General features: G+C 43.0%; 22 protein-coding genes, 1 tRNA gene and 1 riboswitch. Of the genes, 16 read left to right on the top strand and 7 right to left on the bottom strand.

Features of this window, described 5'->3' with window-relative positions; translation table 11 throughout:
• Nucleotides 1–53 precede the first annotated feature (53 nt).
• The 7 genes from OEV42_07190 to OEV42_07160 all read left to right on the top strand — a co-directional run bounded on the left by OEV42_07190 (nt 54) and on the right by OEV42_07160 (nt 9,468).
• Nucleotides 54–413 carry a helix-turn-helix domain containing protein gene (locus tag OEV42_07190; GenBank protein ID MDH3974046.1) on the top strand — a complete coding sequence of 120 codons (360 nt, stop codon included), beginning with the start codon at nt 54–56 and terminating at the stop codon, nt 411–413.
• Nucleotides 414–713: 300 nt separating this feature from the next.
• Complete coding sequence (locus OEV42_07185; protein MDH3974045.1) at nt 714–2,510, top strand: DUF262 domain-containing protein; 1,797 nt, start codon at nt 714–716, stop codon at nt 2,508–2,510.
• A 33-nt stretch (nt 2,511–2,543) separates the two neighbouring features.
• Nucleotides 2,544–4,067 (top strand): site-specific DNA-methyltransferase, encoded by a 1,524-nt coding sequence (locus tag OEV42_07180; protein MDH3974044.1) that lies wholly within the window; start codon nt 2,544–2,546, stop codon nt 4,065–4,067.
• Nucleotides 4,067–6,739, top strand: coding sequence for a DEAD/DEAH box helicase family protein (locus tag OEV42_07175; GenBank protein ID MDH3974043.1), 2,673 nt, complete (start codon nt 4,067–4,069; stop codon nt 6,737–6,739). Before OEV42_07180 ends, OEV42_07175 begins: the two co-directional genes overlap by 1 nt.
• 11 nt (nt 6,740–6,750) lie before the next feature.
• Nucleotides 6,751–7,458 (top strand): DUF3800 domain-containing protein, encoded by a 708-nt coding sequence (locus tag OEV42_07170; GenBank protein ID MDH3974042.1) that lies wholly within the window; start codon nt 6,751–6,753, stop codon nt 7,456–7,458.
• Nucleotides 7,458–7,949 carry a hypothetical protein gene (locus OEV42_07165; protein ID MDH3974041.1) on the top strand — a complete coding sequence of 164 codons (492 nt, stop codon included), beginning with the start codon at nt 7,458–7,460 and terminating at the stop codon, nt 7,947–7,949. The genes OEV42_07170 and OEV42_07165 overlap by 1 nt, the downstream gene beginning before the upstream one ends.
• A 595-nt stretch (nt 7,950–8,544) precedes the next feature.
• The gene (locus OEV42_07160; protein ID MDH3974040.1) at nt 8,545–9,468 is read left to right on the top strand and encodes a DUF4124 domain-containing protein; all 924 of its coding nucleotides are present in this window, start codon (nt 8,545–8,547) and stop codon (nt 9,466–9,468) included.
• A 579-nt stretch (nt 9,469–10,047) separates the two neighbouring features.
• On the opposite strand, the gene OEV42_07155 is transcribed toward OEV42_07160, so the two are convergent.
• Nucleotides 10,048–10,236, bottom strand: a complete 189-nt coding sequence (locus tag OEV42_07155) for a helix-turn-helix domain-containing protein (GenBank protein ID MDH3974039.1) — start codon at nt 10,234–10,236, stop codon at nt 10,048–10,050.
• A gap of 190 nt (nt 10,237–10,426) precedes the next feature.
• Nucleotides 10,427–10,575, top strand: a riboswitch (cyclic di-GMP riboswitch).
• A 66-nt stretch (nt 10,576–10,641) separates the two neighbouring features.
• Here OEV42_07155 and OEV42_07150 point away from each other — a divergent pair.
• From OEV42_07150 to OEV42_07140, 3 genes are all read left to right on the top strand, one after another.
• Nucleotides 10,642–10,812, top strand: coding sequence for a hypothetical protein (locus OEV42_07150; protein ID MDH3974038.1), 171 nt, complete (start codon nt 10,642–10,644; stop codon nt 10,810–10,812).
• An 88-nt stretch (nt 10,813–10,900) separates the two neighbouring features.
• On the top strand, nt 10,901–13,588 hold the full coding sequence (locus OEV42_07145; protein MDH3974037.1) for a hypothetical protein: 2,688 nt from the start codon (nt 10,901–10,903) through the stop codon (nt 13,586–13,588).
• A gap of 486 nt (nt 13,589–14,074) precedes the next feature.
• Complete coding sequence (locus OEV42_07140; protein MDH3974036.1) at nt 14,075–14,221, top strand: hypothetical protein; 147 nt, start codon at nt 14,075–14,077, stop codon at nt 14,219–14,221.
• A gap of 149 nt (nt 14,222–14,370) precedes the next feature.
• On the opposite strand, the gene OEV42_07135 is transcribed toward OEV42_07140, so the two are convergent.
• Nucleotides 14,371–14,790 (bottom strand): bacteriohemerythrin, encoded by a 420-nt coding sequence (locus tag OEV42_07135; GenBank protein MDH3974035.1) that lies wholly within the window; start codon nt 14,788–14,790, stop codon nt 14,371–14,373.
• Nucleotides 14,791–15,067: 277 nt separating this feature from the next.
• Here OEV42_07135 and OEV42_07130 point away from each other — a divergent pair, with 277 nt between their 5' ends.
• The 3 genes from OEV42_07130 to OEV42_07120 are packed head-to-tail and all read left to right on the top strand — an operon-like array spanning nt 15,068 to nt 16,552.
• The gene (locus OEV42_07130; protein ID MDH3974034.1) at nt 15,068–15,286 is read left to right on the top strand and encodes a type II toxin-antitoxin system Y4mF family antitoxin; all 219 of its coding nucleotides are present in this window, start codon (nt 15,068–15,070) and stop codon (nt 15,284–15,286) included.
• Nucleotides 15,276–15,629, top strand: a complete 354-nt coding sequence (locus OEV42_07125; GenBank protein ID MDH3974033.1) for a HipA N-terminal domain-containing protein — start codon at nt 15,276–15,278, stop codon at nt 15,627–15,629. The genes OEV42_07130 and OEV42_07125 overlap by 11 nt, the downstream gene beginning before the upstream one ends.
• Nucleotides 15,626–16,552 carry a HipA domain-containing protein gene (locus OEV42_07120; GenBank protein MDH3974032.1) on the top strand — a complete coding sequence of 309 codons (927 nt, stop codon included), beginning with the start codon at nt 15,626–15,628 and terminating at the stop codon, nt 16,550–16,552. Before OEV42_07125 ends, OEV42_07120 begins: the two co-directional genes overlap by 4 nt.
• A 122-nt stretch (nt 16,553–16,674) precedes the next feature.
• On the opposite strand, the gene OEV42_07115 is transcribed toward OEV42_07120, so the two are convergent.
• Nucleotides 16,675–16,762: transfer RNA gene (locus OEV42_07115), tRNA-Leu, on the bottom strand.
• A gap of 285 nt (nt 16,763–17,047) precedes the next feature.
• On the opposite strand from OEV42_07115, the gene OEV42_07110 reads away from it, so the two are divergent.
• The 3 genes from OEV42_07110 to yhbY are packed head-to-tail and all read left to right on the top strand — an operon-like array spanning nt 17,048 to nt 19,142.
• Entirely contained in the window at nt 17,048–17,701 is a 654-nt protein-coding gene (locus OEV42_07110; GenBank protein MDH3974031.1) for a DnaA/Hda family protein, read from the top strand.
• The gene (locus OEV42_07105) at nt 17,698–18,846 is read left to right on the top strand and encodes a cation-efflux pump (GenBank protein MDH3974030.1); all 1,149 of its coding nucleotides are present in this window, start codon (nt 17,698–17,700) and stop codon (nt 18,844–18,846) included. The genes OEV42_07110 and OEV42_07105 overlap by 4 nt, the downstream gene beginning before the upstream one ends.
• Complete coding sequence (gene yhbY / locus OEV42_07100; protein ID MDH3974029.1) at nt 18,843–19,142, top strand: ribosome assembly RNA-binding protein YhbY; 300 nt, start codon at nt 18,843–18,845, stop codon at nt 19,140–19,142. The genes OEV42_07105 and yhbY overlap by 4 nt, the downstream gene beginning before the upstream one ends.
• Nucleotides 19,143–19,177: 35 nt before the next feature.
• Here the strand turns inward: yhbY and OEV42_07095 are convergent, their stop codons facing one another.
• The 4 genes from OEV42_07095 to OEV42_07080 form a co-directional block, all read right to left on the bottom strand.
• Complete coding sequence (locus tag OEV42_07095) at nt 19,178–20,794, bottom strand: glycosyltransferase family 39 protein (protein MDH3974028.1); 1,617 nt, start codon at nt 20,792–20,794, stop codon at nt 19,178–19,180.
• A 413-nt stretch (nt 20,795–21,207) separates the two neighbouring features.
• Nucleotides 21,208–21,366, bottom strand: a complete 159-nt coding sequence (locus tag OEV42_07090; protein MDH3974027.1) for a DUF5989 family protein — start codon at nt 21,364–21,366, stop codon at nt 21,208–21,210.
• A gap of 31 nt (nt 21,367–21,397) precedes the next feature.
• Nucleotides 21,398–23,221: a carbamoyltransferase gene (locus OEV42_07085; GenBank protein MDH3974026.1), complete on the bottom strand. Its 1,824-nt coding sequence runs from the start codon at nt 23,219–23,221 to the stop codon at nt 21,398–21,400.
• Complete coding sequence (locus OEV42_07080; protein ID MDH3974025.1) at nt 23,218–23,454, bottom strand: SxtJ family membrane protein; 237 nt, start codon at nt 23,452–23,454, stop codon at nt 23,218–23,220. The genes OEV42_07085 and OEV42_07080 overlap by 4 nt, the downstream gene beginning before the upstream one ends.
• Between the last annotated feature and the right edge of the window lie 216 nt (nt 23,455–23,670).

The following is a 23,670-nucleotide window of genomic DNA, read 5'->3' as shown; positions in this document are numbered from 1 at the left end:
TGAATACAAATATAGCTGTTAATGCGTAACGTGTCAACAAAAAAGTTACTAATATGATGACATTAATTGAGATAGCGAAAGCCCTTAAAAAGGAATTTAAATGTAAGAATTTTATTGGAGTTGCTAACCTGATAGGCATCACTCCTGAATCGCTAAGGTCTGCAAAGACCAGAAACCTGATTCCTTTCGAAAAACTGTTGAAATTATGTGAAAAAGAGAACAAATCAGCAGACTGGGTTTTCTTCGGCAGAGGTGAACCCGATGAACCCGGTTTCGGAAGCGCCACCCCGGAAGAAAAAGAACTCCTTAATAAAATCCTAAAAATCCACAGAAACCCCGCCACAAAAGCCGCCATTGAGACAACAGCCAACGCCATGGTTAAAGTCCCCGCGCCTGACGCTGAAACAGAGTAGTTTAACGTTTGACAGGATTTACGGGATTAACTGGATTTTAAAACCTGCAACAAGCAACCTGTAACTGCTTTTTGAATCTATAACTGTCTTTCACCACCCGCAACAATCCTAATCATCCCAACACTTTTTTTCCTTTCACTGCATCTTGGCGTCTCTGCGCGAAACTTTCCTTCATAGGATAAATATAGAATATCCAGTTCAAATGTTTTACCTTTGAAATCGAGGTTTAAAAGGTATTGGTGGGGGAGGGGAGGGTGTGGTATAAAATGGAGTTCCGAGGATAGATTTAAAGGGGAATCAATGAAAACACAAAAATATGATGTTAATCAGCAAAGAATAGAAACAGTACTGGCCTGGGTGAATTCGGGGGAAATAGCTATTCCTGAAATTCAACGCCCCTTTGTATGGGATTCAACCAAGGTTAGGGATTTGATGGACTCGCTCTATCAGGGCTATCCTATCGGTTATCTCATTGCATGGCGAAATCCTAATGTTAAGCTGAAAGATGGTTCTACGTCGGAAGGTAAGAAAGTTCTAATTGACGGCCAGCAACGTGTAACAGCCTTAACAGCAGCCATTCTGAACAAATATGTCATTGACAAACACTACAAGCGCATAAAGATTCAAATCGCCTTTAATCCTTTGCAGGAAAGGTTTGAGGTCTTTAATCCGGCCATTGCAAAAGATCATAACTGGTTACCCGATATATCAAAGGTTATTTCAGGGGATGTTGATGTTTTTGAACTCGTGGAAGAGTATTGCGGAAAAAACAAAGATACGGACAGGAAGCTCATATTTCAAAAGATCGAAGCCTTAAGAAAGATAACTCAAAAACAAATTGGTCTGATTGAGTTGGATTCCGACCTCGACATTGAGACAGTGACGGAAGTTTTTATCCGTATCAATTCAAAGGGAGTTGTTCTCAGTCAGGCTGACTTTGCTATGTCAAAGATAGCCGCAAATGAAGAATACAATGGGCCTACACTCAGGAAATGTATTGACTACTTCTGCCATCTTGCCATAGCACCGGAGTTCTATCCCACCATCATTGATGTAGATAAGGAATTTGCCAAAACAGACTATTTTCAGAAAATGTCATGGCTAAAGAATGAAAATGATGACTTGTATGATCCGAACTACAACGACCTTTTAAGGGTTTCCTTTACCTCTGAATTTAACAGGGGCAAACTTGCCGATTTGGTGAGCCTCCTTTCGGGTAGAAACTTTGAATCAAGGACCTTTGAAGAAGAGATTGCCAGGGAATCTTTTGAAAAACTTGAAAAAGGAGTGCTCAACTTTATTAATGAGACAAATTTTAAACGATTTATCATGATTGTTAAATCGGCTGGTTTCATTGTTTCTCACCTTGTCAGGTCGCAAAACGTGCTTAACTTCGCATATGTGGTCTACCTTAAACTTCGCTCCATGAAATACAATCCTGCTGATATTGAAACCTATGTGCGTCGCTGGATTGTAATGTCAATCTTGACAAGCCGTTATTCCAGTTCACCTGAATCGGCTTTTGATTACGATATAAAACAAATCTCCAATATGGACTTTAAGGAGTATCTTGCCAATATTGAAAGCGCCGAACTTTCGGATGCTTTCTGGGATGCGGCATTGGTGCAGCATCTTAATACTTCCGTAGCCAGCAGTCCTTATTTTCATGTTTTCCTTGCGTCCCAGGTCAAGATGAATGATAAGGGCTTTTTATCCAAAGATATTACAGTGAAAGACCTTATTTCACACAGGGGAGATATACACCATATCTTCCCAAGAGACTATATGAAGAAGAATGGCTTGAAGAGAGGCCAGTACAACCAGATTTCCAATTACGTCTATATGCAGTCGGAGATTAATATCAAGATTGGAAACAAGGCGCCTATTGAATATTTCAGCGAACTAAGTGAACAGTGCAACGGGGGTGAACTCAAATATGGCGGACTAACTTCAATGGATGAACTAAAATCTAATATGGATATTAATGCCATACCTGAAGAAGTTATGGAAATGGATGTTAAGGGATATGATGATTTCCTGGAAAAACGAAGGAAGTTGATTGCCGGAAAAATCAAAGATTACTATTTATCTCTTTAAAACTTCAGAATTTCTCTATAATATTACAACCCTATGCCTACACTCGATTGGTTAAATAAAGACGCGGCTGTAAAAGCGGCGGCAAATGTTTCCTACAGATTGCTGGAGCCCGTGCAGGAGCTTGGTTGTGGTGATGTTGATAATGAGAATATGCTTATTCAGGGCGATAACCTGGAAGCACTCAAGGCGCTTATTCCTCTTTATGCCGGACGGGTAAAATGCATCTATATCGATCCCCCTTACAATACAAAAAGTGCTTTTGAGCATTATGATGACAATCTGGAACACAGCCAGTGGCTTTCCATGATTTACCCACGCCTCGAACTGCTGCGAGAACTTCTGGCACCGGATGGAAGCATCTGGGTATCTATTGATGATAATGAAGTGCATTACCTTAAAACCATAATGGACGAGATTTTTGGACGTAAAAATTTTATTACTACACTAATTTGGCAACAAAGAACCACAAGGGAAAATCGGAAGGTATTTTCTAATAATCACGAATATTTACTTTTATATGCTAAAGATCCTGTTCTTTTTGGTAAAGTACGAAATGATTTAGAGCTTAATGATGAAGTTCTCAAAAGATATAAGAATCCAGATAATGATCCTAGAGGCCCTTGGCAGTCTGTTTCAGCTAATGCTCAAGCAGGTCATGGCACATCAGATCAATTTTATACTTTTGTAGCACCGAATGGTAAAGCACATGAATTGCCAAAAGGGCGGTGTTGGTTATACACAGAAGCAAAAATGCAAGAAGAAATAGCTAAAAACAACATATGGTTTGGTAAGGATGGCAATGGGGTTCCAAGAATAAAGAAGCTTTTGTCAGAGGCAAAATCAGGATTAACACCAGAAACCCTTTGGTTGGCAACTGAAGTTGGTACAAATGATCATGCTAAAAAAAACCTAGTAAAGTTATTTGAAGAAGGAGAACTTTTCGAAACACCAAAACCAGAACAACTAATTCAGCAGGTAATTGAAATAGCAACCAATAAAAATGAAATTGTTTTAGATTCTTTTCTTGGTTCAGGTACTACAGCTGCTGTAGCCCATAAAATAGAGAGAAAATACATAGGTGTTGAAATGGGTGGACATGCAGTTACTCATTGTCAACCTCGACTTAAAAAGGTAGTTGATGGAGAGCAGGGGGGGATATCTGAAGCAGTAAACTGGAGCGGAGGCGGCGGCTTTCGGTTTTTTCGTCTTGGTGAAACGGTTTTTGATGAAATGGGGAATATCAATCCTTCAATTCGTTTTCCAGCACTGGCTTCGCATGTCTGGTATATGGCGACAAGAACGCCATTAGAGAAAACACCTGATTCGCCCCTTCTGGGCGTTTATAAAGGCAAGGCCTATTACCTCCTCTATAACGGCATACTGGGAGACCGTAAACCCAATGGCGGCAATGTATTAACGGGGCCTGTACTGGAGAGTTTACCTCCTTATGACGGCCCAAAGGTTGTTTTTGGTGAAGCCTCACGGTTTGGCCCGGCCCGCTTGGCCGCTGAAGAGATCGAATTCAAGCAGATACCTTATGAAGTGAGGGCTTTGTAATGTTCAAATTAAAGGACTACCAGAGAAAGGCGCTGGACACACTTGAAAGTTTTTTGGTACTTGCCAGAACAGGGGATGTGAAAGATGCTTTCAAAGAGGTATTGAAAAATGGGGGCGAAAATGAGGTTCCCTATAGGGAATACAGTTTTGGGCAGGTGCCTTATGTTTGCCTCCGGCTTCCTACGGGAGGCGGTAAGACGGTGCTTGCCTCTCACACCGTAAAGGTTGCTGCCCGTAGTTATCTTGAACAGGATTATCCCATTGTTCTATGGCTTGTGCCTACCAACACTATCCGAGAACAAACCCTGAAAGCGCTTGCCCAGCCGGGTCATCCCTACCGTGCAGAACTTGATCGCTACTTTGACTATCAGGTAAGAATCCTTAATATTGATGATGTAACACAGATTCAGGCCCAGGATGTTGGTAACAAAGCGATTGTTATTGTCAGCACTATTGCCAACTTAAGAGTGAATGATACGAGCGGGCGTAAGGTATATGCCTATAACGAACACTTTGAGTCACACTTTGCCAGCGTTAATCCCAATGACAAACGCCTTGAGCGGGTAACAGAAGAAGATCTCAAGGAAAATGGCCTCGATAGAAGCGCCCTTGGAAAGATTAAGAAATCCTTTGCCAACATCCTTGCCCTTAACGAACCTCTGGTAATTATTGATGAAGCACATAATGCCAGAACCCGTTTGACCCATAAAACACTGCACCGCATCCATCCCAAATGTATAGTTGAATTTACGGCAACACCCGACACGAGTGTTACTTCAGCCAGCAATGTTATCTATCATGTGTCTGCCCTGGAACTGAAGGCACAGCAGATGATAAAGCTGCCAATTATGCTGACAGAACATGCAGAGTGGCAGGCAAGTGTACGTGATGCTGTTTTGACACGCACCAAACTTGCGCAAGAAGCACAAAAGGAAGAGGACTATATCCGCCCTATTGTTTTGTTTCAGGCAGAAGCTAAAAACGGTGAAATTACCGTTGAGGTGTTGAAGGAGTTTCTTATTGAAAACCTCAAAATTGACGCTCATACAATTGCTGTTGCAACAGGTACGCAAAGAGAGCTTGATAATATGGATATCTTTGCACCGGAATGCCCCATTGAACATATCATTACCATAGAAGCGCTTAAGGAAGGGTGGGATTGCTCTTTTGCCTATGTCTTCTGCTCTGTTAAAGAGGTTCGTTCTATGAAGGATGCAGAGCAGCTTCTTGGTCGCGTACTCAGAATGCCCTTTGCAAAAAGGCGTAAAACAGAAGCCCTCAATCGTGCCTATGCTCACCTTTGTTCCTCCAGTTTTGCACAGGCTGCACATCAACTGACAGACCGTCTTGTCAATATGGGCTTTGAAGAACTGGAGATAGCGGCAAATCTACAGGCTGCATATGGGCAATCAGATCTATTCGGCGGCGACCCCGCTGAATACCCTGCTGCCAAAGAGCCACCACTTGAGATACGTCTACCCCAAGCGCCTGATTTGGAGGGGCTAAATGCAGAAGACAGAACACGTATTGAGGTGAGCCAGGTTGAAAGGGGTGACTTCAGGGTCAAGGTGGCTGGTTCTGTTGATGAAGCGCTCTCAAAGGTTCTTCTTGCAAATGTAGATAATAAAGTCACAAAAGAATATAAGGTAGAAATTGCCCTCCATAATGCACGCCTTGACGCCAACCGTGCTCCAGCCCAACGGGGTGAACATTTTATGCCGCTGCCTCAACTCTGCTTTGGTGAACAGGGACAACTGAGTCTTTTGGAACCGGAGGCCTTCAGGTATATAAGCGGAGACTGGTCTCTACTCGATTTTACCGTTGAACTGCCCGGTTTTACAATTAGCGAAAAGGAGACGACTTTTGAGGTAGATATTGATGGTAAAAAAATGAGCTACCATGTTGCTGAAGAGAGTGAGACTTATGACTTGAATCTCGTTGAAAGCGGGCTTTCGGAGTCAGACCTTGCACTTGTCCTCAGCAGGGAGGTTTGTGAGCAGAATATAGCTCACAGTGAAATAATGGCCTATCTTACCCGGCTTATCGCTCATCTTGTGAAAGAACGCGGTTTTACATTGACTGCACTTATCCGTGTAAAATACCCTCTAATCCGCGCAATCAGAGCTCAAATTTCAGTAATTCAGGATAAGGCCGCGTCAAAAGGTTTTCAACAGGTTCTTTTTGAAAATAAGGTTCCACTGGAGGCGAGCCTCAATTATGAATACCGCTTTGAACCTGGTTTGTATCCTGCCAGATTCCCCTATTACCGGGGCCGCTACAAATTCCAAAAACATTATTACCCTATTATTGAAGATCTTAAAGAATCTGACGCAAGTGATACAGAGTTTGCCTGTGCAAGAGCGATAGACAATCACCCAAAAGTTAAATTCTGGGTACGTAACCTCGTTCAACGTGATCATGCCTCCTTCCGTCTACCTCTGGCAAATAACTGGTTCTATCCTGATTTTGTTGCAGAGCTAAATGATGAAAGATTGCTTGTCGTCGAATACAAAGGGGAAGGTTATAAAACCACGGACGATTCAAGAGAGAAAAAAGCTGTTGGTGAATATTGGGCAAAGTCAAGTGGGGGTAAATGTTTTTTTCTCTTTGCTGTTGAGAAGGACGACAAGGGACGGGATGTTTATGGGCAGTTGGGTGGATTACTTGGGTAAGGAATAGAACTATGAGTGAAGTTTATAATATTTACTGTGACGAGTCCTGTCATTTAGAGCATGACAATCAAAAAGCTATGGTGCTTGGAGGCATCTGGTGCCCCCTTGACAAACGACGGGAAATTGCCGTCCGTATCCGTGAAATAAAAGAGAAGCATGGCTTTAGACCTGACTTTGAGATTAAATGGACAAAGGTTTCTCCTGCAAAAGAGAGGTTCTATCTTGATCTGCTTGACTATTTCTTTGATGACGATGATCTACACTTTAGAGCTCTTATTGTACCTGATAAATCAATACTACATCATAATCAGTTTGGGCAGGATCATGATGAGTGGTATTACAAGATGTACTTCAATATGTTGAAAGTAATCTTTGACCCTACAGCAAGATACAATATATATCTGGACATCAAAGACACAAGAGGAGGCAAGAAAGTTGAAAAGCTGCATGAGGTTATCTGCAACAGCCTTTACGATTTTTCAAGGCAGGTTGTAGAGAGGGTGCAGATTCTTGAATCAAAACACGTAGAGCAATTGCAACTGGCAGACCTCCTTATAGGGGCTTTATCCTATTTACATAGAGGTTTGTCTGGAAATCAGGCAAAGGAAACGCTTATAAGCAGGATGAAAGAGCGCTCAAACTATTCACTGATGCGAAACACCCTTTATCAGGAAAAAAAGGTCAATATCTTTGTCTGGCATGGACAAGAGGGGCCGTGATGGATAAAAAAGAAGCATGGCTGCCTGACCTTGTATCGTTTAGTGATTATGGAGGTGACTGGCATAAATATCTCGATGCACTTTATAAGTATTTTAAGGCAGACTTTATCGACCGTAAGCCTGTTTATGAAGGAAGGCGTTTAGGCCTGAAAAGGCGTCCCATGTCACAAGGAAAAGAGGCAACCTTCTGGCATATGATACAGGAAGGGGCAGTGGAAGAAGATAGAGTCCCGGACTTCAGGCGGTGTGAAAGAATAAGGTGGCCACACCCCATTATTGAAAATTCGTCTAATACGGTTATCAAGGTTTGGAAGAATGAGAGAAAGGGGGAAGACCGTATCTGCTTATGGCTTGAGTCTGAAGAGTATATTGTGATTCTAGCCGATAGGGGGGACTACATATTGCCCTGGACTGCATATATGGTAGATAGACCACATAATAAGCGGAAACTTCAAAAGGAGTATGAAAGATACTGGAAAAATAGGTCCTAAAAAGGCTGAAGCCGTTCTCTTTCAAGAACGACCTCGTTACTCCTTCCACGCATGGTAGATGAGCTACTTATTAGTATCACCTAAGATAAATATTTTGTCAAATTTATTTGATGCAGGTTGTTTGTCGGGGATGGTGTCAGCAAGTGTAGGATGGGATAAAAATTAATCTTAGAATATCTTATCCAAGACTAATTTGGGTCGGACTAAGTCAACCAATTGGTGCTATGGTCGGGCCACGCTAACCATTTGAAAAAAAAGCCTTTACCCTAAAAAAGGCCTCTATTTCGGCCTATAACGCCCATTTCAGGGTCAAAAACGCAAATATGAAACCTTGAGTATTGATGGGTCACAATGCGTCATTGAATAAATGATTTAGCCGAGAGATCGAACAAATTAAAGGCTCATGTGAAAGGCATTAACATGGAAGACAAAAGAGTAATGGAGTCAAGTCTTCAAGCTTGAGCATTTTCGGCACCTTCAGCGTTTGGCTGATTGTTGAAAAATAAATCGGGAACGGGTTCACAGTTCATTAGCGTTTTTAATAAACCCATTGTTCATTTTGGCGAAAAAATTAATTTAGAGGCGGTAAATGAGAATGAGACTAATATTTATGAAATTTTGCGCCATTCTTCTATGCCTGTTTCCTGCAACGGCACCGGCACAAGATTATAAATGGGTCGACGAAAATGGAGTCATCCATTTCAGCGATCGTCCGCGCCCCCAGTCCTCGAAAGATTTCAAGGCCATCAATATTGAGATTGAGAAAGATGAAAAGTTAAGTTCGAGAAAGCTGGAGGTTAATATTGAAGCTTTGAGAGGGCTTAAAAATGCAGATTTAGATCCGAAATTATTTTTAGAGGAATTCAGGGAAGTCATCCCGAAGCCGGAATGGTGGGAGCAAGTGAGCTATCCTGGCGATGGCGTTCATAGCGAAGGGGAGGTTCTCAGCTACTGGCAGTCTAAAAAGCGGTGTTGCGTTGATAAAGAAATACTGACCCGGAATAACAGGGAATTTTTCAAGGCGGCCTACGAAGGGATAGAAAAATACCCCGGTAAGGATCATCTGGTCACAAAGGCTCTCTGGCTCATGACCAGTATTGCCGATGAAAGGGAAGTACGTGTCAATTTAAGGAAGCTGCTTCTTAATCATTTTTTTTATCATGGCCAATCGCTCGACCGATGTGCTAATTGCGAACCGGCAAACACGATTGTAAGGTGTACAAGAGACCTTGCCCGCGACTACTACGCCGATGGCGACAAGGAAAAAGCCATAACGCTTCTGGAGTTTGTTCTCGATGAGCGTGAAAAAGAAACCAGCTTATGGGTGTTGACAGAAACATACACTTTCCTTGCCGATCTTTATTTCAAGACCTCGGTTAATAAAGAACGGGTAGAAAGATTGAAAAATGCATTAAAAAAACTGGAAGCCTATAAAGATATTGATCAAAACAATAAAAGGTTTCCCAAATTTGATTTATCCTATCAGCGAGTCATTAAAATGTTTGAAAATAATAAATGAACCGGTTCTCTTAAATCCACAGATTTAAATTGATATTACTCTTTCCCAAGCTCCGGCTTAAAAATAATTCACATGAGAACAAGATATAAAGCTCTGGAAAAAGAAGCCTATTATTTCATAATCCTGTGTGTTGGGGGTATGTGAGCGGGCTTTTACCACCCCCAACCCCTCCTAAAATAGGAGGGGAGTTTAAAGTTCCCCGCCTTGATAAGGAGGGGCTAGGGGTGGTTGAACAATAGGCAGCTCTTCAAATGGTCTTTTTATGAGGTAGAGATTTTTACCACCCCCGGCCCCTCCTAAAATAGGAGGGGAGTTTAAAAGGTTCCCCGCCTTGATAAGGAGGGGTTAGGGGTGGTTGAACAATAGCAGAGCTAATTTGGGTCGGACCAAGTCAACCAATTGATATTAAGAATAAAGGCCTGGAAAAGGTGCCTCTGAATGCTTTGGAGTCATCTTTTTGGGGGTGAAATAGGTGGTTTAAGGACGTAATGTTTCGATTTGGGAAACAACAAATTAAAATCCAGGAAATATACCCCCTAATCCATTCATCAAATTCTCCTTCCTTTAGCTTTGCTTCGGTCATGGTTTGCCCCGCAGCCCTTCAATTCCTTTATTGTCGTAACGATCGATATAATGCCTGAAGGTTCGGTCACTTACGCCCAGTATTTGTGTCGCCTCCTCCAGAGTGATACTCTTCTCAGTCCACATCCTGTAAATCTCTTCAAAGCGCACCTTTCTGAGCTCCTGCAACAATTCTGTTCGTCTCATAGTCGCTCCTTTCAGGAGATAGCCATAATCCGGAGAATTCGCATGCTACAACTCCGGACAGTTTACTTGTTACCAACATAGAGGTAAAAAAAATTGACACGCAATCAATTATGTTTTACACTTTAGTCAACATGTTAGTTGCTTGAAGGCGAAACTACATAGACAAGTTTCGCAGTTTAAAGTCTTAAACCTCTGCTCAGAGCAAACTCCGGGAAATCGGAAGACGCAGAGCATCGGGGCTAAGGAAATATCAAGCGCCATAGGAATGATAAGTTTTGCAGCATGGCTTATTATTAATTTACAAATGCGCACGATTTCTATGCCGGCCGGGCCGCCAGAGTTACACTTTGGTGGCTTTTTTGTATTTGGCTTATGCTCACTCGCCAAAAACAGCGGGATACGAGCATGGAAGTTAGACTCCCTTCTTATACGGGAAATAGAAGAGGACCTTATTATTCACCGGGGCTTCAAATATGTGCGATGAAAAGATTAGCTATTTATGTTGTAAATCCCTGGCGGGCGCTTTCTCAGTGGCTTGCCGAAGGGTGGTTGATTAGGTTCCTCATTAAAATGTAAACATATTGCCAAGATAGGGAATATCATTATAATTTTAATAAATCATTTCAGAATCTCATACCAATCTATTTGCAGGGAGGGTTAAAAGATGGGAACTACATTTTCAGTAACTGACACTTCTTTTAAAACATTATTGTGGGCCCTGTCATTTCTGGCAATATTGACCGTCATATCTTGTGGTGAGTCGGGAGATACAAGTTATACCACAATATCAACGCTAAATGAACCTCTTGAAGTCAAGGAAAGGTATGGCCTTAATAGAGTCAATGAACCTGTTACCTACGGCATTCCTATATCGGAAAAAGAAAACATAACAAATACATCTGAATTGAGCATTACAGGAACGGATGCGCAGTTTAGAGTTCTATCCAGGTATAACGGCCTTCCATCAGACACATCAAAGCCGATTCGCATGGTTCTTGCGGACTTTAAAGCAAATGTCAATGCTAATGCAACAGCCACTTACTATTTTACAAATACAAATTCCGGAACAGTTAGCGCCCCTGACCTGGCTTTAAAGCAAACAGGATACGTAGAAATTAATACGGGAAAGCTAAAGCTTTTTGTTAAAGAAGTGGATACATCAATTTTCGATGAAGTATGGGTCGATATAAATTCAAATGGGGCCTATGAAGCAGGTGAAAAAATTATTGATCAACCGGCAGGTGATGGATTATTAATTAATGCAGGCGCAACAACTTATGTATCGGGATCAACTCGCACAGTCACTATTGAAGAGAATGGGCCATTAAGGTGTACCGTCAAGATTACAGGTGAATTTGGCTTGACGCCTGCCGGCGCTGATAATTCACTCTCCTATACGATCCGTATTATAGCTTTCAGAGATAAATCTTATGTCAAAGTCCAGGCAACATTGGAGAATGAAAACCGAGGATGGTCAAAAGATTCTGGCTCATCTCCCGACTTATCTCCCGTTGAAAGCATTTACATTAATTCAAGCCGGATAAAAACAACACTTAATAATCTTGGACTGAAGACGGTACAATTCGGCCAGGACCATACCCAAGCTAACTATACAAGCGGCTTCCTAAAGTTATTTCAGGATGAAACTTCAGACGGCACAACGACTTCTTACTCCTGGCAATACAATATTTCAGGTATTTCCGGGGGTACTAAAACAGGAATAAAGTTTGATAATGCCGTCGACATCAGGAACAGCCAGTTAGGTCTAATGGTGGCATCAAGGTGGTTTTGGCAAAACTATCCCAAGGGAATCTCCGTTTCAGGAAATGAAGTTAATTTTGAACTATGGCCCGATGTAGCCACAGACCATAGAATTCTTGGTGGAATATGGAAGACTCATGAACTTATGTTTTACTTCCACGGAACTGACACCAATTTTAATGATGAGCTGGCAACATTAAAAAGCAGGCTCATTGCCAAAGCAACAGATAAATATTATTCAGAAACAAACTTTTTCCCATGGATTGTCCCGGGCAATGTGAAGTCAAGTTATCAATTTCCTGCCGGAGAAAATCTTCAATACGCCATTGATGCTCAGGCCGGCATGCATCAGGCAAGATACAATAGCAGTTATGCAGGAAGTACTATCCGTGAGCTTCAGCAGGCAAGGACAATCAAGTTTGATGCAAGTCATTACGCCTCATGGTATGGATGGCTCCGCTTTGGAAATACACCCAGAGGTCCAGGCTGGGGGTATAGCTCACAGCATTATGGCTGGTCGTATATCCCTCTTATGGGATTTCTTCGTTTTGGCAACTATGAGATGCTGGATGTAGGTGAAGAATTTGTTTCACACCGTGCGGACATAATTGTAATCCACGATATGAATACCACTCCCGGTGATGGTGAGGACTATAAATATGCAGGGGGTCAAAGATATGAATCTAGTGGGCTATTACTTCCTGATATGACAAGTCATTCTAACTCTGCGCCCCGCAAAGCATCCCATACATGGACAAAAGGGTTAGCTTTACAATATCTATTAACAGGAGAAGAACGTTATAGAGAGTCACTTCTTCACAATGCGGACCACCTGTTGAGGGTAAAGGATCTTCTAATTATGACTGACCAGGAAACAAGAAATCAGGGTCGGGGAATATTAAGTCTGTTAAACGGATATTTAATAACAGGTGAATCAAAGTATCTCATGGGCGCTTACTCTTTATTTGATCCTAATTTGCTCAAATATGAAGGAGGAACTGGTGATGGAACCTCCGGGTGGATACTGTCATTAGCTTCCCCTGACAAGCTTTGGTTTTTGTATGATGCAATTTTAGTAGAGCCTTTAGTAAAATTGCACTACACTCTTAAATCTGCAGGAGAAAATGCCAAAGCAACCAAGGTAAGAAACTTTCTTTTCAGGTGGGGGAACTGGATGAGAAATGAAATCCTCCCCGGTATGTTTGTTGATGGTGAAATGGGAACATACAGGAATGAATATGCTGAATATTACCCATACACATTGAAGGTGGGCTACCTTTGGGAAATAAAAGAATGGGCGGCAAACGACCCAAATCAATCAGTTCTTCCGCTATATTCGGACTTATTTGCTTCTCTTTACAAGGAGTCACATGATATAGCGTGGTTAAACCTGGCAAGAAATATATTTAAGGATTATTACATCTACCAAATGACAACCGGCAGTGGTTGGAAAGCAACTTTTAATGGGAAAGTAACGCCTGTAGGGATAGAGAATGCTCCTTCAGCGAACGCCTATTTAAAGCATGGAAAGTCAATAACAAAGCCCATGTTTTATCTATTAACGGAATACAATCATATGCGCCAGAGATAATCTCCATCGGAGAAATAAATCCAATTATCCAGGCAATATACACAGAGTAAAGCTGATTATAGAGCTTTTACCACCCCCGACCCCTCCTAAAACAGGAGGGGAGCTTTGATGTTCCCCGCCTTGATAAGGAGGGGTTAGGGGTGGTTGAACAATAGGCGGCTCTTCAAATGGTTTTTTTATGAGGTGGAGATTTTTACCACCCCCGACCCCTCCTAAAACAGGAGGGGAGCTTTGATGTTCCCCGCCTTGATAAGGAGGGGGCTAGGGGTGGTTGAACAATAGGCGGCTCTTCAAATGGTTTTTTTATGAGGTAGAGATTTTTACCACCCCCGACCCCTCCTAAAACAGGAGGGGAGCTTTGATGTTCCCCGCCTTGATAAGGAGGGGTTAGGGGTGGTTGAACAAAAGGCAGCTCTTCAAATGGTTTTTTTATGAGGTGGAGATTTTTACCACCCCCGACCCCTCCTAAAATAGGAGGGGAGCTTAATGTCGAAATTTGAGGCATTGATTTTAGGATTTAGCGCTATTTACATATTGAAGCTTATTACTTCAGCAATTTCTGAAATTATTGATATTCGTCGTTCACAATCTGATAGTGATGAATTGCAAGATAAAGGGGATGATTCACTTTGAAATAAAAGGTGAGATTGCCACGTCGTTGCACTCCTTGCAAAGACAGCAAGCGTAGGATGGGATGAAAATTAATCGGGAAATCCAGCCGAAATCCCCTTACCTCTCCCCGATCAGGGGCTGTTTATCCAGGTTCGGAGTGAAAGAGCAAATCAGACTTTTTTCTCCTTGCTGCATTTCTCTTTGATGAAGTCTCCGTATTGCATATCTTCCTTCATTATATGATCGAGAAGCCAGCTTTTTAAGATACTCATTACCTGCGTGCGAAGAACGACTTCACCGGAAAGGATGCTGCTTCTTACCCTGATAATTTCCTGCCTGAAACTGAAATGAATTCTTGAATGTCTGGAAAGGTCAGGATATCCCACATTTCCCATCAGTTTTTCTTCTTCGGCAAAATGAAAGAAGGTATATTCTTCAACTTCATTTATCGTTTTTTCCAGTGTATCCAGCGAAGTTTCTTCCATAAGGGAGGTATGCAGGTCATTAATAATGGAGATCCATTTTTTGTGCTGTTCGTCGATTTCATCGATTCCTACACTTAATTCGTCATTCCATTCAATTAAAGGCATGAAATCTTTACCTCCGCTTTTTGGGAAATATTACACCATTAAATTGCGTAAATCAAATCCGGTTTGTAAGAGCCATCCGGTGTGATTCTTTCCTTCTCCGTTCTTTCTTAACGACATTATAGACAGTTCCCTTGTCGTTTGTATACCCGAAATAGTATAATCAGTTCTGATGATCTTTGGTTTATACTATAAAGAGTATAAAAAAATTGACATTATACTTTTTAAGGTATAGTTTATTGATAATAACTCAATATTATACTTGATTTGGTATATTTTAATGGATCTTATATCATTCGTAAAAAAGCAGCGAAAGTTGAACAGGATGACACAACGGGACCTTGCCCATAGGGCGGGGGTAGGCATCCACTTTATCCGCGACCTGGAGCAGGGGAAGAAGACGCTCCGCATGGACAAGGTCAACCAGGTGCTTGCGCTCTTCGGGAGGGAGTTGGGTCCGGTAGATAAACGGACCGGCAGGGGTGAAGATGAAAAATGACCCTCCTCCTTCAAGGCGTGGGATTATCTGCCACCGGGGTGTAGAGGCGGGCATCCTGGAGAAAGGGGGCGAGGGCTACCGCTTTATCTACCTCCCGGAGTACCTGGCGCGGAAAGACGCCGAGGCGATCAGCCTCACCCTTCCCTTGAGAGAAGAAACCTTTGAGAGCGAAAAGATGTTTCCCTATTTCCTGGGCCTCATTCCTGAGGGATGGCTCCTCGATCTTACGAGACGGACTCTCAAGGTCGATCCTGAGAATGTCTTCGAGATCCTCCTTCGCTGCTGCAAGGACTGCATCGGGGCAACGAGTATCTACCCCGAAGGAGAGGAGGAGGTAAGATGACAGAGCGATGCCTTTCCTGCCATAAACCCGAGTTGGAGATGGACGGTGGCTATCATCTGAGGTGTGCCCGGAAGTTATTCGGCACGAAATGGGTGCCCATCATTCCCTTCTCCTCATCGGAGATAGTAAGCCGGGCGCAGAAGATGGTAGGAAAAATATCCATCTCCGGTGTTCAGCCCAAGCTCTCCGTCCACCTGGACAGAAAGAGGAAAATACTTGATGTCGTCGAGGAGGGTGGCAACTATATCCTGAAGCCCCAGGTGGAGCGATTTAAAAGTTTGCCCGAGAATGAAAACCTCTGCATGAATATTGCAGAAGCGCTCGCCATTGAGACCCCGCCCCACGGGCTATTGATGTTCTCTGAAGGAGACTTCTGCTATATGGTGAAGCGCTTCGACCGCCTGCCCGACGGTGGCAGGCTGCCCCAGGAGGACTTCCAGCAGTTGACTGGTATTGAGGATAAATATGCAGGTTCAATGGAGAAGGCAGGGAAGGCCCTTCTCAGGTACTCCGAGGCACCCGGCCTCGATATGATTCTCCTCTTTGAGAGGCTCCTCCTCTTCTTTCTTCTCGGCAACGGTGACGCCCATCTCAAGAACTTCTCCCTCCTCAAGAAACCGGATCTGGGATATAGGCTCTCCCCTATTTACGATATTGTCAACTCCAGGCTTGTTATCCCCGCTGAACAGGAGGAGATGAGCCTTAGTATAAACGGTAAGAGGAATAGACTGGCAAGGGAAGATTTCCTCACCTTTGCCGCATATATGGATATGCCGGGAAAGACGGTTGACAGGACCTTTGAGAAGCTGAAGGAGAGCAGAGACCTGATTATTGAGCAGATAGACTCGTCTTTTCTCCCTGATGATTTGAAGATAGGATTCGGGGCGATCTTTGGGGAAAGGTGGGGGAGGTTGTTCGATTAAAGTGAAATATAGCCGGTAATAAAAAGAAATGAATTTTCCCTAAGAGGAAATCATGTCGATAGCTTTTCGGAGAGTCTATTCCAGCCTAATTATTAAAGCTTCATATAAACCATTATTCTTATTGGTGCCGAGGGCCGGAATCGAACCGGCACGGGAGAAACTCCCGAGGGATTTTAAGTCCCTTGCGTCTACCAATTCCGCCACCCCGGCAGAGTACGTGAATGGATGAATAATCTATTATTATTGACAGCTTATGTCAAGTGATAAATGCCTGCCCTGCTTATTCTTTCACTGTGCGAACTTTGGAAAGTCGTACGCTTTGACTATACTTTATGCTATAATTCACAGCTTTCATTTTAATAGAGCCTCAATCCTGAATCATCTTCGGGCCTGAATCATCTTCGGGCCTGAATCATCTTCGGGCTCGGGGTAATAGACTTTTTTTGTGATGCTATGGCTTTGTCAGGGTTTATAAGGTTAACCGCTGATCGTGAAATGACATTTTCCAATTACATTGCCGGTAACAGTAACAGTATGGCCAGGGCAATGGCCCTCTATGTAAGCGAGAATCCGGCAGGCAGTTATAATCCCTGTTATATTTACGGAGGGAGGGGGACGGGAAAGAGCCACCTTATAAATGCCATTGCAAATGAGCTTGCTCAAAAAGATCTGGACCTGTTTATTGGCCGTTTGTCGACAAAAGAAGAGGAAACAGAGCCGATGGGGAGTTGCAAGGTTGTCATCATCGATGATTTCCCTTTTGCTGTGGATGAGAGGGAAAGGACCCTTGCAGATTTTGTAAAAGGCGGAGGCCAACTCATATTGACGGGCGCCTTGTCGCCTGATTCCTTTCCCGCTTCTCCCCTTGCGGAGTTAATCAAAAAGGAAGGAAAGTCTGCCGATATTCCTCCCCCTGAAGAGGAGTTGAAGGTTGCTATTTTAAAGGCCAGGGCCGATGAGGAAAATATAAAACTTCCTGATGATGTTGCGCATTTTATTGCAGGCCATATGGGGGGGAATATTAATTCACTTCTCGGTGCGCTAAAGAGAGTGAGGGCCCATGCATCGCTGGAAGGAAAGGGGATCAACAGGTTTACAGCCATCGAATCCCTTAAGGATTACATCTGGATTGAGGAAGGGCAGCTTTGAAAAAGAGCAATAAGTATAATGATGGAGAAAAAATCACCTGGATCGGCATTTTTGCCAATCTTGTGCTTGCCCTTGTCAAGCTGGTTGCCGGTATTTTCGGGAAGAGTGAAGCTCTTATTGCCGATGCCGCCCATTCACTTTCCGACCTGCTTTCCGATTTTGTTGTCCTTGCAAGTCTGAAAATAGCCAGAAGGCCCATCGATGAAGATCGGCCCTATGGTTATGGCAGGGTTGAAACGGTCGGTACCGGTGTGCTCGGTATTATTCTCATCGTTGCCGGCATCGGTATCTTCTGGGATGCCCTTATTACCATCAGGGAGGGAATCGATTATTTACCGACCTATATTGCACTTGCCGGGGCCTTTCTTTCTATTCTGGTCAAGGAAATTTTATACCGGTATACGGTCAGGGTCGGTGAGAGGACGGGAAGCCCCTCTGTCATTGCCAATGCCTGGCACCACAGATCGGATGCTTTCTCGTCGGTTGCTACTTTTGTCGGTATTGGCGCCGCCATGATGGGGTGGCCGATTTTTGATCCTCTGGCTGCCATCATAGTAACCGTGCTCATTGTAAAAGCGGGATGGAATATATCGAGAGACTCCTTCAGGGATATCATTGATACGGCCGTTGAAAAGGATGTGAGAAATAATATTATCAGGGCCGCTTTAAGTGTATCGGGGGCTTTAAGTTATCACGATCTTAAAACGCGAAAGACAGGGAGTGAAATACTCGTTGATATTCATATCGAAGTGGATTCAAAAATGAATGTCATGGACGCTCACAATATAGCCGACGGCGTTAGAGATTCCATTATAGAGCATGTGCGGAATGTGGCCGATGTGCTTGTCCACATCGATCCCGAAGGTGAAAATGACGGCATCATTTATTCCGTCCCTGACAGAGACCTGCTTGAAAAGGTAAGAAATGCCGCTCTTGGAACGGATGGAATTAAAAACTGCCGTGATATCAGGCTTCACTATGTTGAAAATAATATTATTGTAAATCTCAGCGTGGAAATTTCACCTGAGCTGACTATTAAAGAGGGTTATGCCCGGGTTGCCGGAGTTAAAAGAAAAATAATGGAAGAGGATAGGGTGGTTGATACCTTAATAAGTGTAGAGCTGCCCGGAGAGGTAAAGTTATGAAATTAAGCAGTAAACAAAAGAGTTGTCTCAAGGGATTGGGGCATCATTTAAAGCCCATTATCCAGATCGGAAAAGATGGCCTGTCTGAAAAATTTATCGCCAATCTTGAAGATGCCCTTGAACATCATGAGCTTCTTAAAATAAGGGTTCTCGATAATGCACCGACCGAAAAAAAGGAGCTTGCCGCGTCCATTGAAAAGGCTTCCCGGGGAGCGGTTGTCCAGATTATTGGGCATACCCTTCTTTATTACCGCCCTTTTGCAGAAGAGCCGCTTATTATGCTGCCGAAAAAATAGGGGAGAAGATGGCTGTTAATTTCATAAAAACTTCTTTATTTGTTTAATTTGAAAAACAGCACCCGGTAATCTATCTTGTCACTCCTGTAAATCCCTGCCGGTTCAAGGCGCCTGAATTTCATTACCTGAATCAGTTCTCTTTCCCATTTATCAGATGGTCCTTCAAAGACAAGGTAGTCAACATTCTTATTCCTGGCATATTCAATCATCCTGGAAAAGCTGGTAACGGGCATGGCAGTCCATCGTCCATCAAGATAATAAGTGAGTTTTAGCCATTGGACCATATAGTTGGGAGAACCTTTGAATTGTTTTTGAGCGTATTTCCCCGCACTTTTGGCAGCTTCAGCAAAGCTGGCTTTTGATTGCGCATAATCCGATTTTCTTTCAGCAGAAGGGAGCGCTCTTGTGACAGATATGGCGAACAGAATTATTAAGGCTGTATAAAGGGGTAAGGCATAGTTGATTTTTAAATCTTCGAAAATATTTGAGAGGCCTGCAACAGCCATGACTATAATTAAGGGAGAGTAAGGGGCGAGATATTTCCACCAGCCATGGGTATAAACGGGCAGGATTAGCAAAAGCAGAAAAGGGGAAAGGATAAAAAGCAACTTTTCTCCTTCTTTTTTCTTCCTTATAACGTAAAGTATCCAGATGAGGGCAGGTATGAAAAAATAAAAAGGATAAACCTGGGGGTAGTTCTCCTGCCCGCTGGCCCCGCCGATTCTGCCCGGAATTTCACTGCTTAAATTTGTCAGATAAACCTTTACACTTTTCTTTGGATGGGAAGCAAGATAACTTAAAAGGTCCCCAATGCCCTTTGGTTCCTGCCATTTTAACTTTCCCTGCTCATTAAGCCCCCAGAGTTCTTCATTTCCTATTTCACCATAGTTATTGTCTCTGTAAATCCTCCATTTCATCCATATCTGAACGTAGGACGCTTTGGGTGAAAAAACAAGCTTCCCGTAAGTGTTTTTAAGGAAAACGAGGTAAGGTGATGAAAGGATAAAAAAGCTTAAAAGCAAGGTTATTAGTAAAAAAACTTTTTTGATTTTGATACTTTTTTCCAGTAAGGCCCTCTTCCTGAAAAGGAGAAAGGAGAAAGATAAAATAATAAAGAGCAGTATGAGAAAGCCCTCAGAACGGCTCAGCCATGCAAGTGAAAAGAAAATACCCGCCGGTATTGCACTTAAGATGTTTGACCTTGAATAGGCCCGCCATGAAAAAAAAAGCGCAAAAGTAAGTAAGGTCGTATAGGTTACTGTCGGCTCCATTGTTTGGGATGCGTAGAAAAAGTGCGGGTGAAAAAAAGAAAGGGCCATGGAAAAAAAGGCTATTTTTTTGCTAAAGAGTTCCTTTGCCAGAAGGTAGACGGCTAAAGGCAAAAGAAGAAACATAAATTTGGAAATGATTATGCCTGAAATTAATATGTTTTTTTTGAAAGGGTAGATGAGGGTTGCAAGAATAGCCTGCAGTGGCGGTTGCAGAGTGGCAGGCCAGCCGAGTTCCCCGTCCAGGAGGATATTCCGGGCAATTTGTGCATCGAAAACAGCATCAGCAGAGATATAAGGTTCTTCCACAGGGAAGGGGTGAAATGAATAAAGCGCTGCAAAAGTGAAGAAAAAAAGAAAGAGAAAGGGAATAGGTCGTCTCATTTTAATCAATCTTTGAAATTCCCGTCCTTTGGGCGGGGTTAGAGTTAAAAGGCTATGCCATAATAATTTTTACTTTTCTTTTGCGGACAAAGAAAAGTAACAAAAGAAAGGCCGCCCAAAAACTTGGTCCCGCCAAGGCGGGACTCCCCTCCTTCCACCGTTGCCTTCGGCGGGCACAAAAACTCGCTTCGCTCAGACAGTTTGTGCCCTTCATCCTCAGTCAACGGCTGCACTCGGCTGCCTTTTAACGGGAAGGAAAAGCAAGCCCTTTTAGGGCTCAAGCAAGGCCACGTCCTCTGAGACTGTGTCGCAATAAACTTGAGACATTTTGTTGCATCACCAATGAAACACCTTGAGTCAATAGGGGTACGCAGAGCAATGCCTTGTGTGCCGGTATTGACATCTTCTGTTATTTAAAAGAGTGCGTATATGAAAGGCGCCAGAGCCGAACTTTCAGTGAATACGATGAGAGCGCCAAGTAAAATGAGCAGCATGATAATAGGGCCGAGCCACCACTTTTTGCGAACTTTCATGAAATCCCAAAGTTCTCTGAATATTGCCAGTTTATTCATGTTCTATCCATTTAGATTGTTTTTTCTTATTTTAATCAAGTTCAAACTTTTCTTGCCAATGGTCGTCATCTTTATAGACGGGCTGCTCTTTTTTATGAAGAATGATGTTTCCCATAACAAGGTTATCCATATTTGTTCTCATAAAGCAGCGATAGGCGTCTTCCGGAGTACATACAATAGGTTCTCCTCTCACGTTAAAAGAGGTGTTTACAATGACGGCACATCCCGTCAGTTCTTTAAAGCGCTTTATTATATCATAATAGGGTTTGTTTGTAATCCCCTCTACTGTCTGGATCCGGGCCGAATAATCAACATGGGTAACTGCCGGAATCTCCGACTTGGGGATATTTAAAAGCGCTATACCAAAGAGATCCTCCTCCTCTTTTTTTAAGGCGACTCTTTTACTCTCTTTAACAGGCGCCACGAGAAGCATATAAGGGCTCTCGGCATCCATTTCAAACCACTTGTTTACATCTTCCCGTAATACGGCAGGAGCAAAAGGCCTGAAGGATTCTCTGAACTTTATTTTGAGGTTCATAATAGACTGCATCTCCCCGTTTCTTGCATCACCAATGATGCTTCTGCCGCCAAGGGCTCTTGGCCCAAATTCCATGCGGCCCTGAAACCAGCCGATAGTTTTTCCTTCAGAAAGGAGCTTTGCCGTTTTCTGCACCAGCGTTGATGAATCAAGCTTTTCATAGGGTGCGCCTGTCTTTGTCAGGAAGGCTTCCACTTCATCATCAGTAAAGGAAGGTCCGAGATAGGAGCCTTTCATGGAATCCTTTTTTCCGTCAGCCTTCCTTTCCTTATCCATATATCTGTGCCACCCGAAAAGCGCAGCACCAAGGGCGCCGCCTGCATCGCCCGCCGCCGGCTGTATCCATATATTTTCAAAAGGACCTTCCCTTAATACCTTTCCATTTCCCACACAATTTAGCGCAACACCTCCGGCGAGGCAGAGATTTTTCATGCCTGTTACCTTATGGGCATGACGGGCCAGTTTAAGCATAATCTCTTCCGTCACGTCCTGAAGGGACCTTGCAATATCCATTTCTCTTTGGGTAAGTTTTGTTTCGGGCTTTCTGGCAGGAGCGCCAAAGAGCCGGCCAAAGCCGGAATTTGTCATTCTTAGTGAATCCAGATAGCCGAAATACTTCATGTTCAGTTTGAAGGAACCGTCCTCCTTGAGGTCGATCAGTTCCTTGAAGATGAGGTCTTTGTATTTGGGCTTGCCGTAAGGCGCCAGTCCCATTACCTTATATTCCCCGCTATTGACCTTGAATCCCAGATAATAGGTAAAGGCCGAGTAAAGAAGCCCCAGAGAATGAGGAAAGTTGATTTCATGCTTGATATCAAGCTTATTCCCCCGGCCTGTGCCGATGCTTGTCGTTGTCCATTCCCCGACGCCATCCATTGTCAGGATTGCCGCTTCCTGAAAAGGGGAGGGGAAAAATGCCGATGCAGCATGCGATTCGTGATGCTCGCAAAAAATGATTTCACCACTGTAGCCGAGCTTTTTATGAATTTCCTGGGGAACCCATATTTTTTGTTTTAGAAGGCCCGGCATGGCTTTAATGAATGACCTCCAGCCTTTGGGCGCAACAGAAAGGTACGTTTCCAGTATTCTCTCAATTTTTATGAAAGGTTTATCGTAAAATGCGACGAGGCTAATGTCCGAAATATCAACATTACCTTCCTTCAGGCAGTATTCGATGGCTTTTAAGGGAAAGTCCTGATCATGTTTTTTTCGTGTAAAGCGCTCTTCCTGAGCTGCGGCAATTATTTCACCCTCTTTTAGCAGGCAGGCGGCCGAGTCATGATAAAAGGCTGATATGCCGAGAATATTGCCCTTCAAAACTGTCTCCTGTAATCCTCTTTTTTAAATTCCCCGGCTTCTCTTTTTTTCCAGTAGCTATCGCTTTGGCCGATTTTTCTCTCCATTGGATCTTTCCCTATAAGCTTAAAAACCAAAGCCAAAGGTGAGATGATTAAAAAATAAACAAGGGTCAGGATAATCCTTGTATTTATCCAGCCAAGGACATGGGCAAATTTCATCCATAATTTATATAATTGTTTGAAAAAAGACATTATGCTGAACTTTGATAGAGAGCTTAGAAGTTATTGGAATATAAAGTTGATTAAGCTTTAATGTATATAAAAATAATGAAGAAATGTCAAAGCAAATGCTTCTGATGAGGAGTTTTTTTAAAGAAACTCCTATTCATTTTTAAGAGACCAATGGCTCCTGCTTTTCTTCTCATTCAAAGCGTTTAAGCTCTTTAACCCTTGTTTTCTTCTTCTGCG

This window comes from Deltaproteobacteria bacterium (genome assembly GCA_029860075.1).
Taxonomy (GTDB): Bacteria; Desulfobacterota; JADFVX01; order JADFVX01; family JADFVX01; genus JAOUBX01.
The sequence above is the reverse complement of the archived record's forward strand: the minus strand, read 5'-3'. Positions and strand labels throughout refer to the sequence as shown.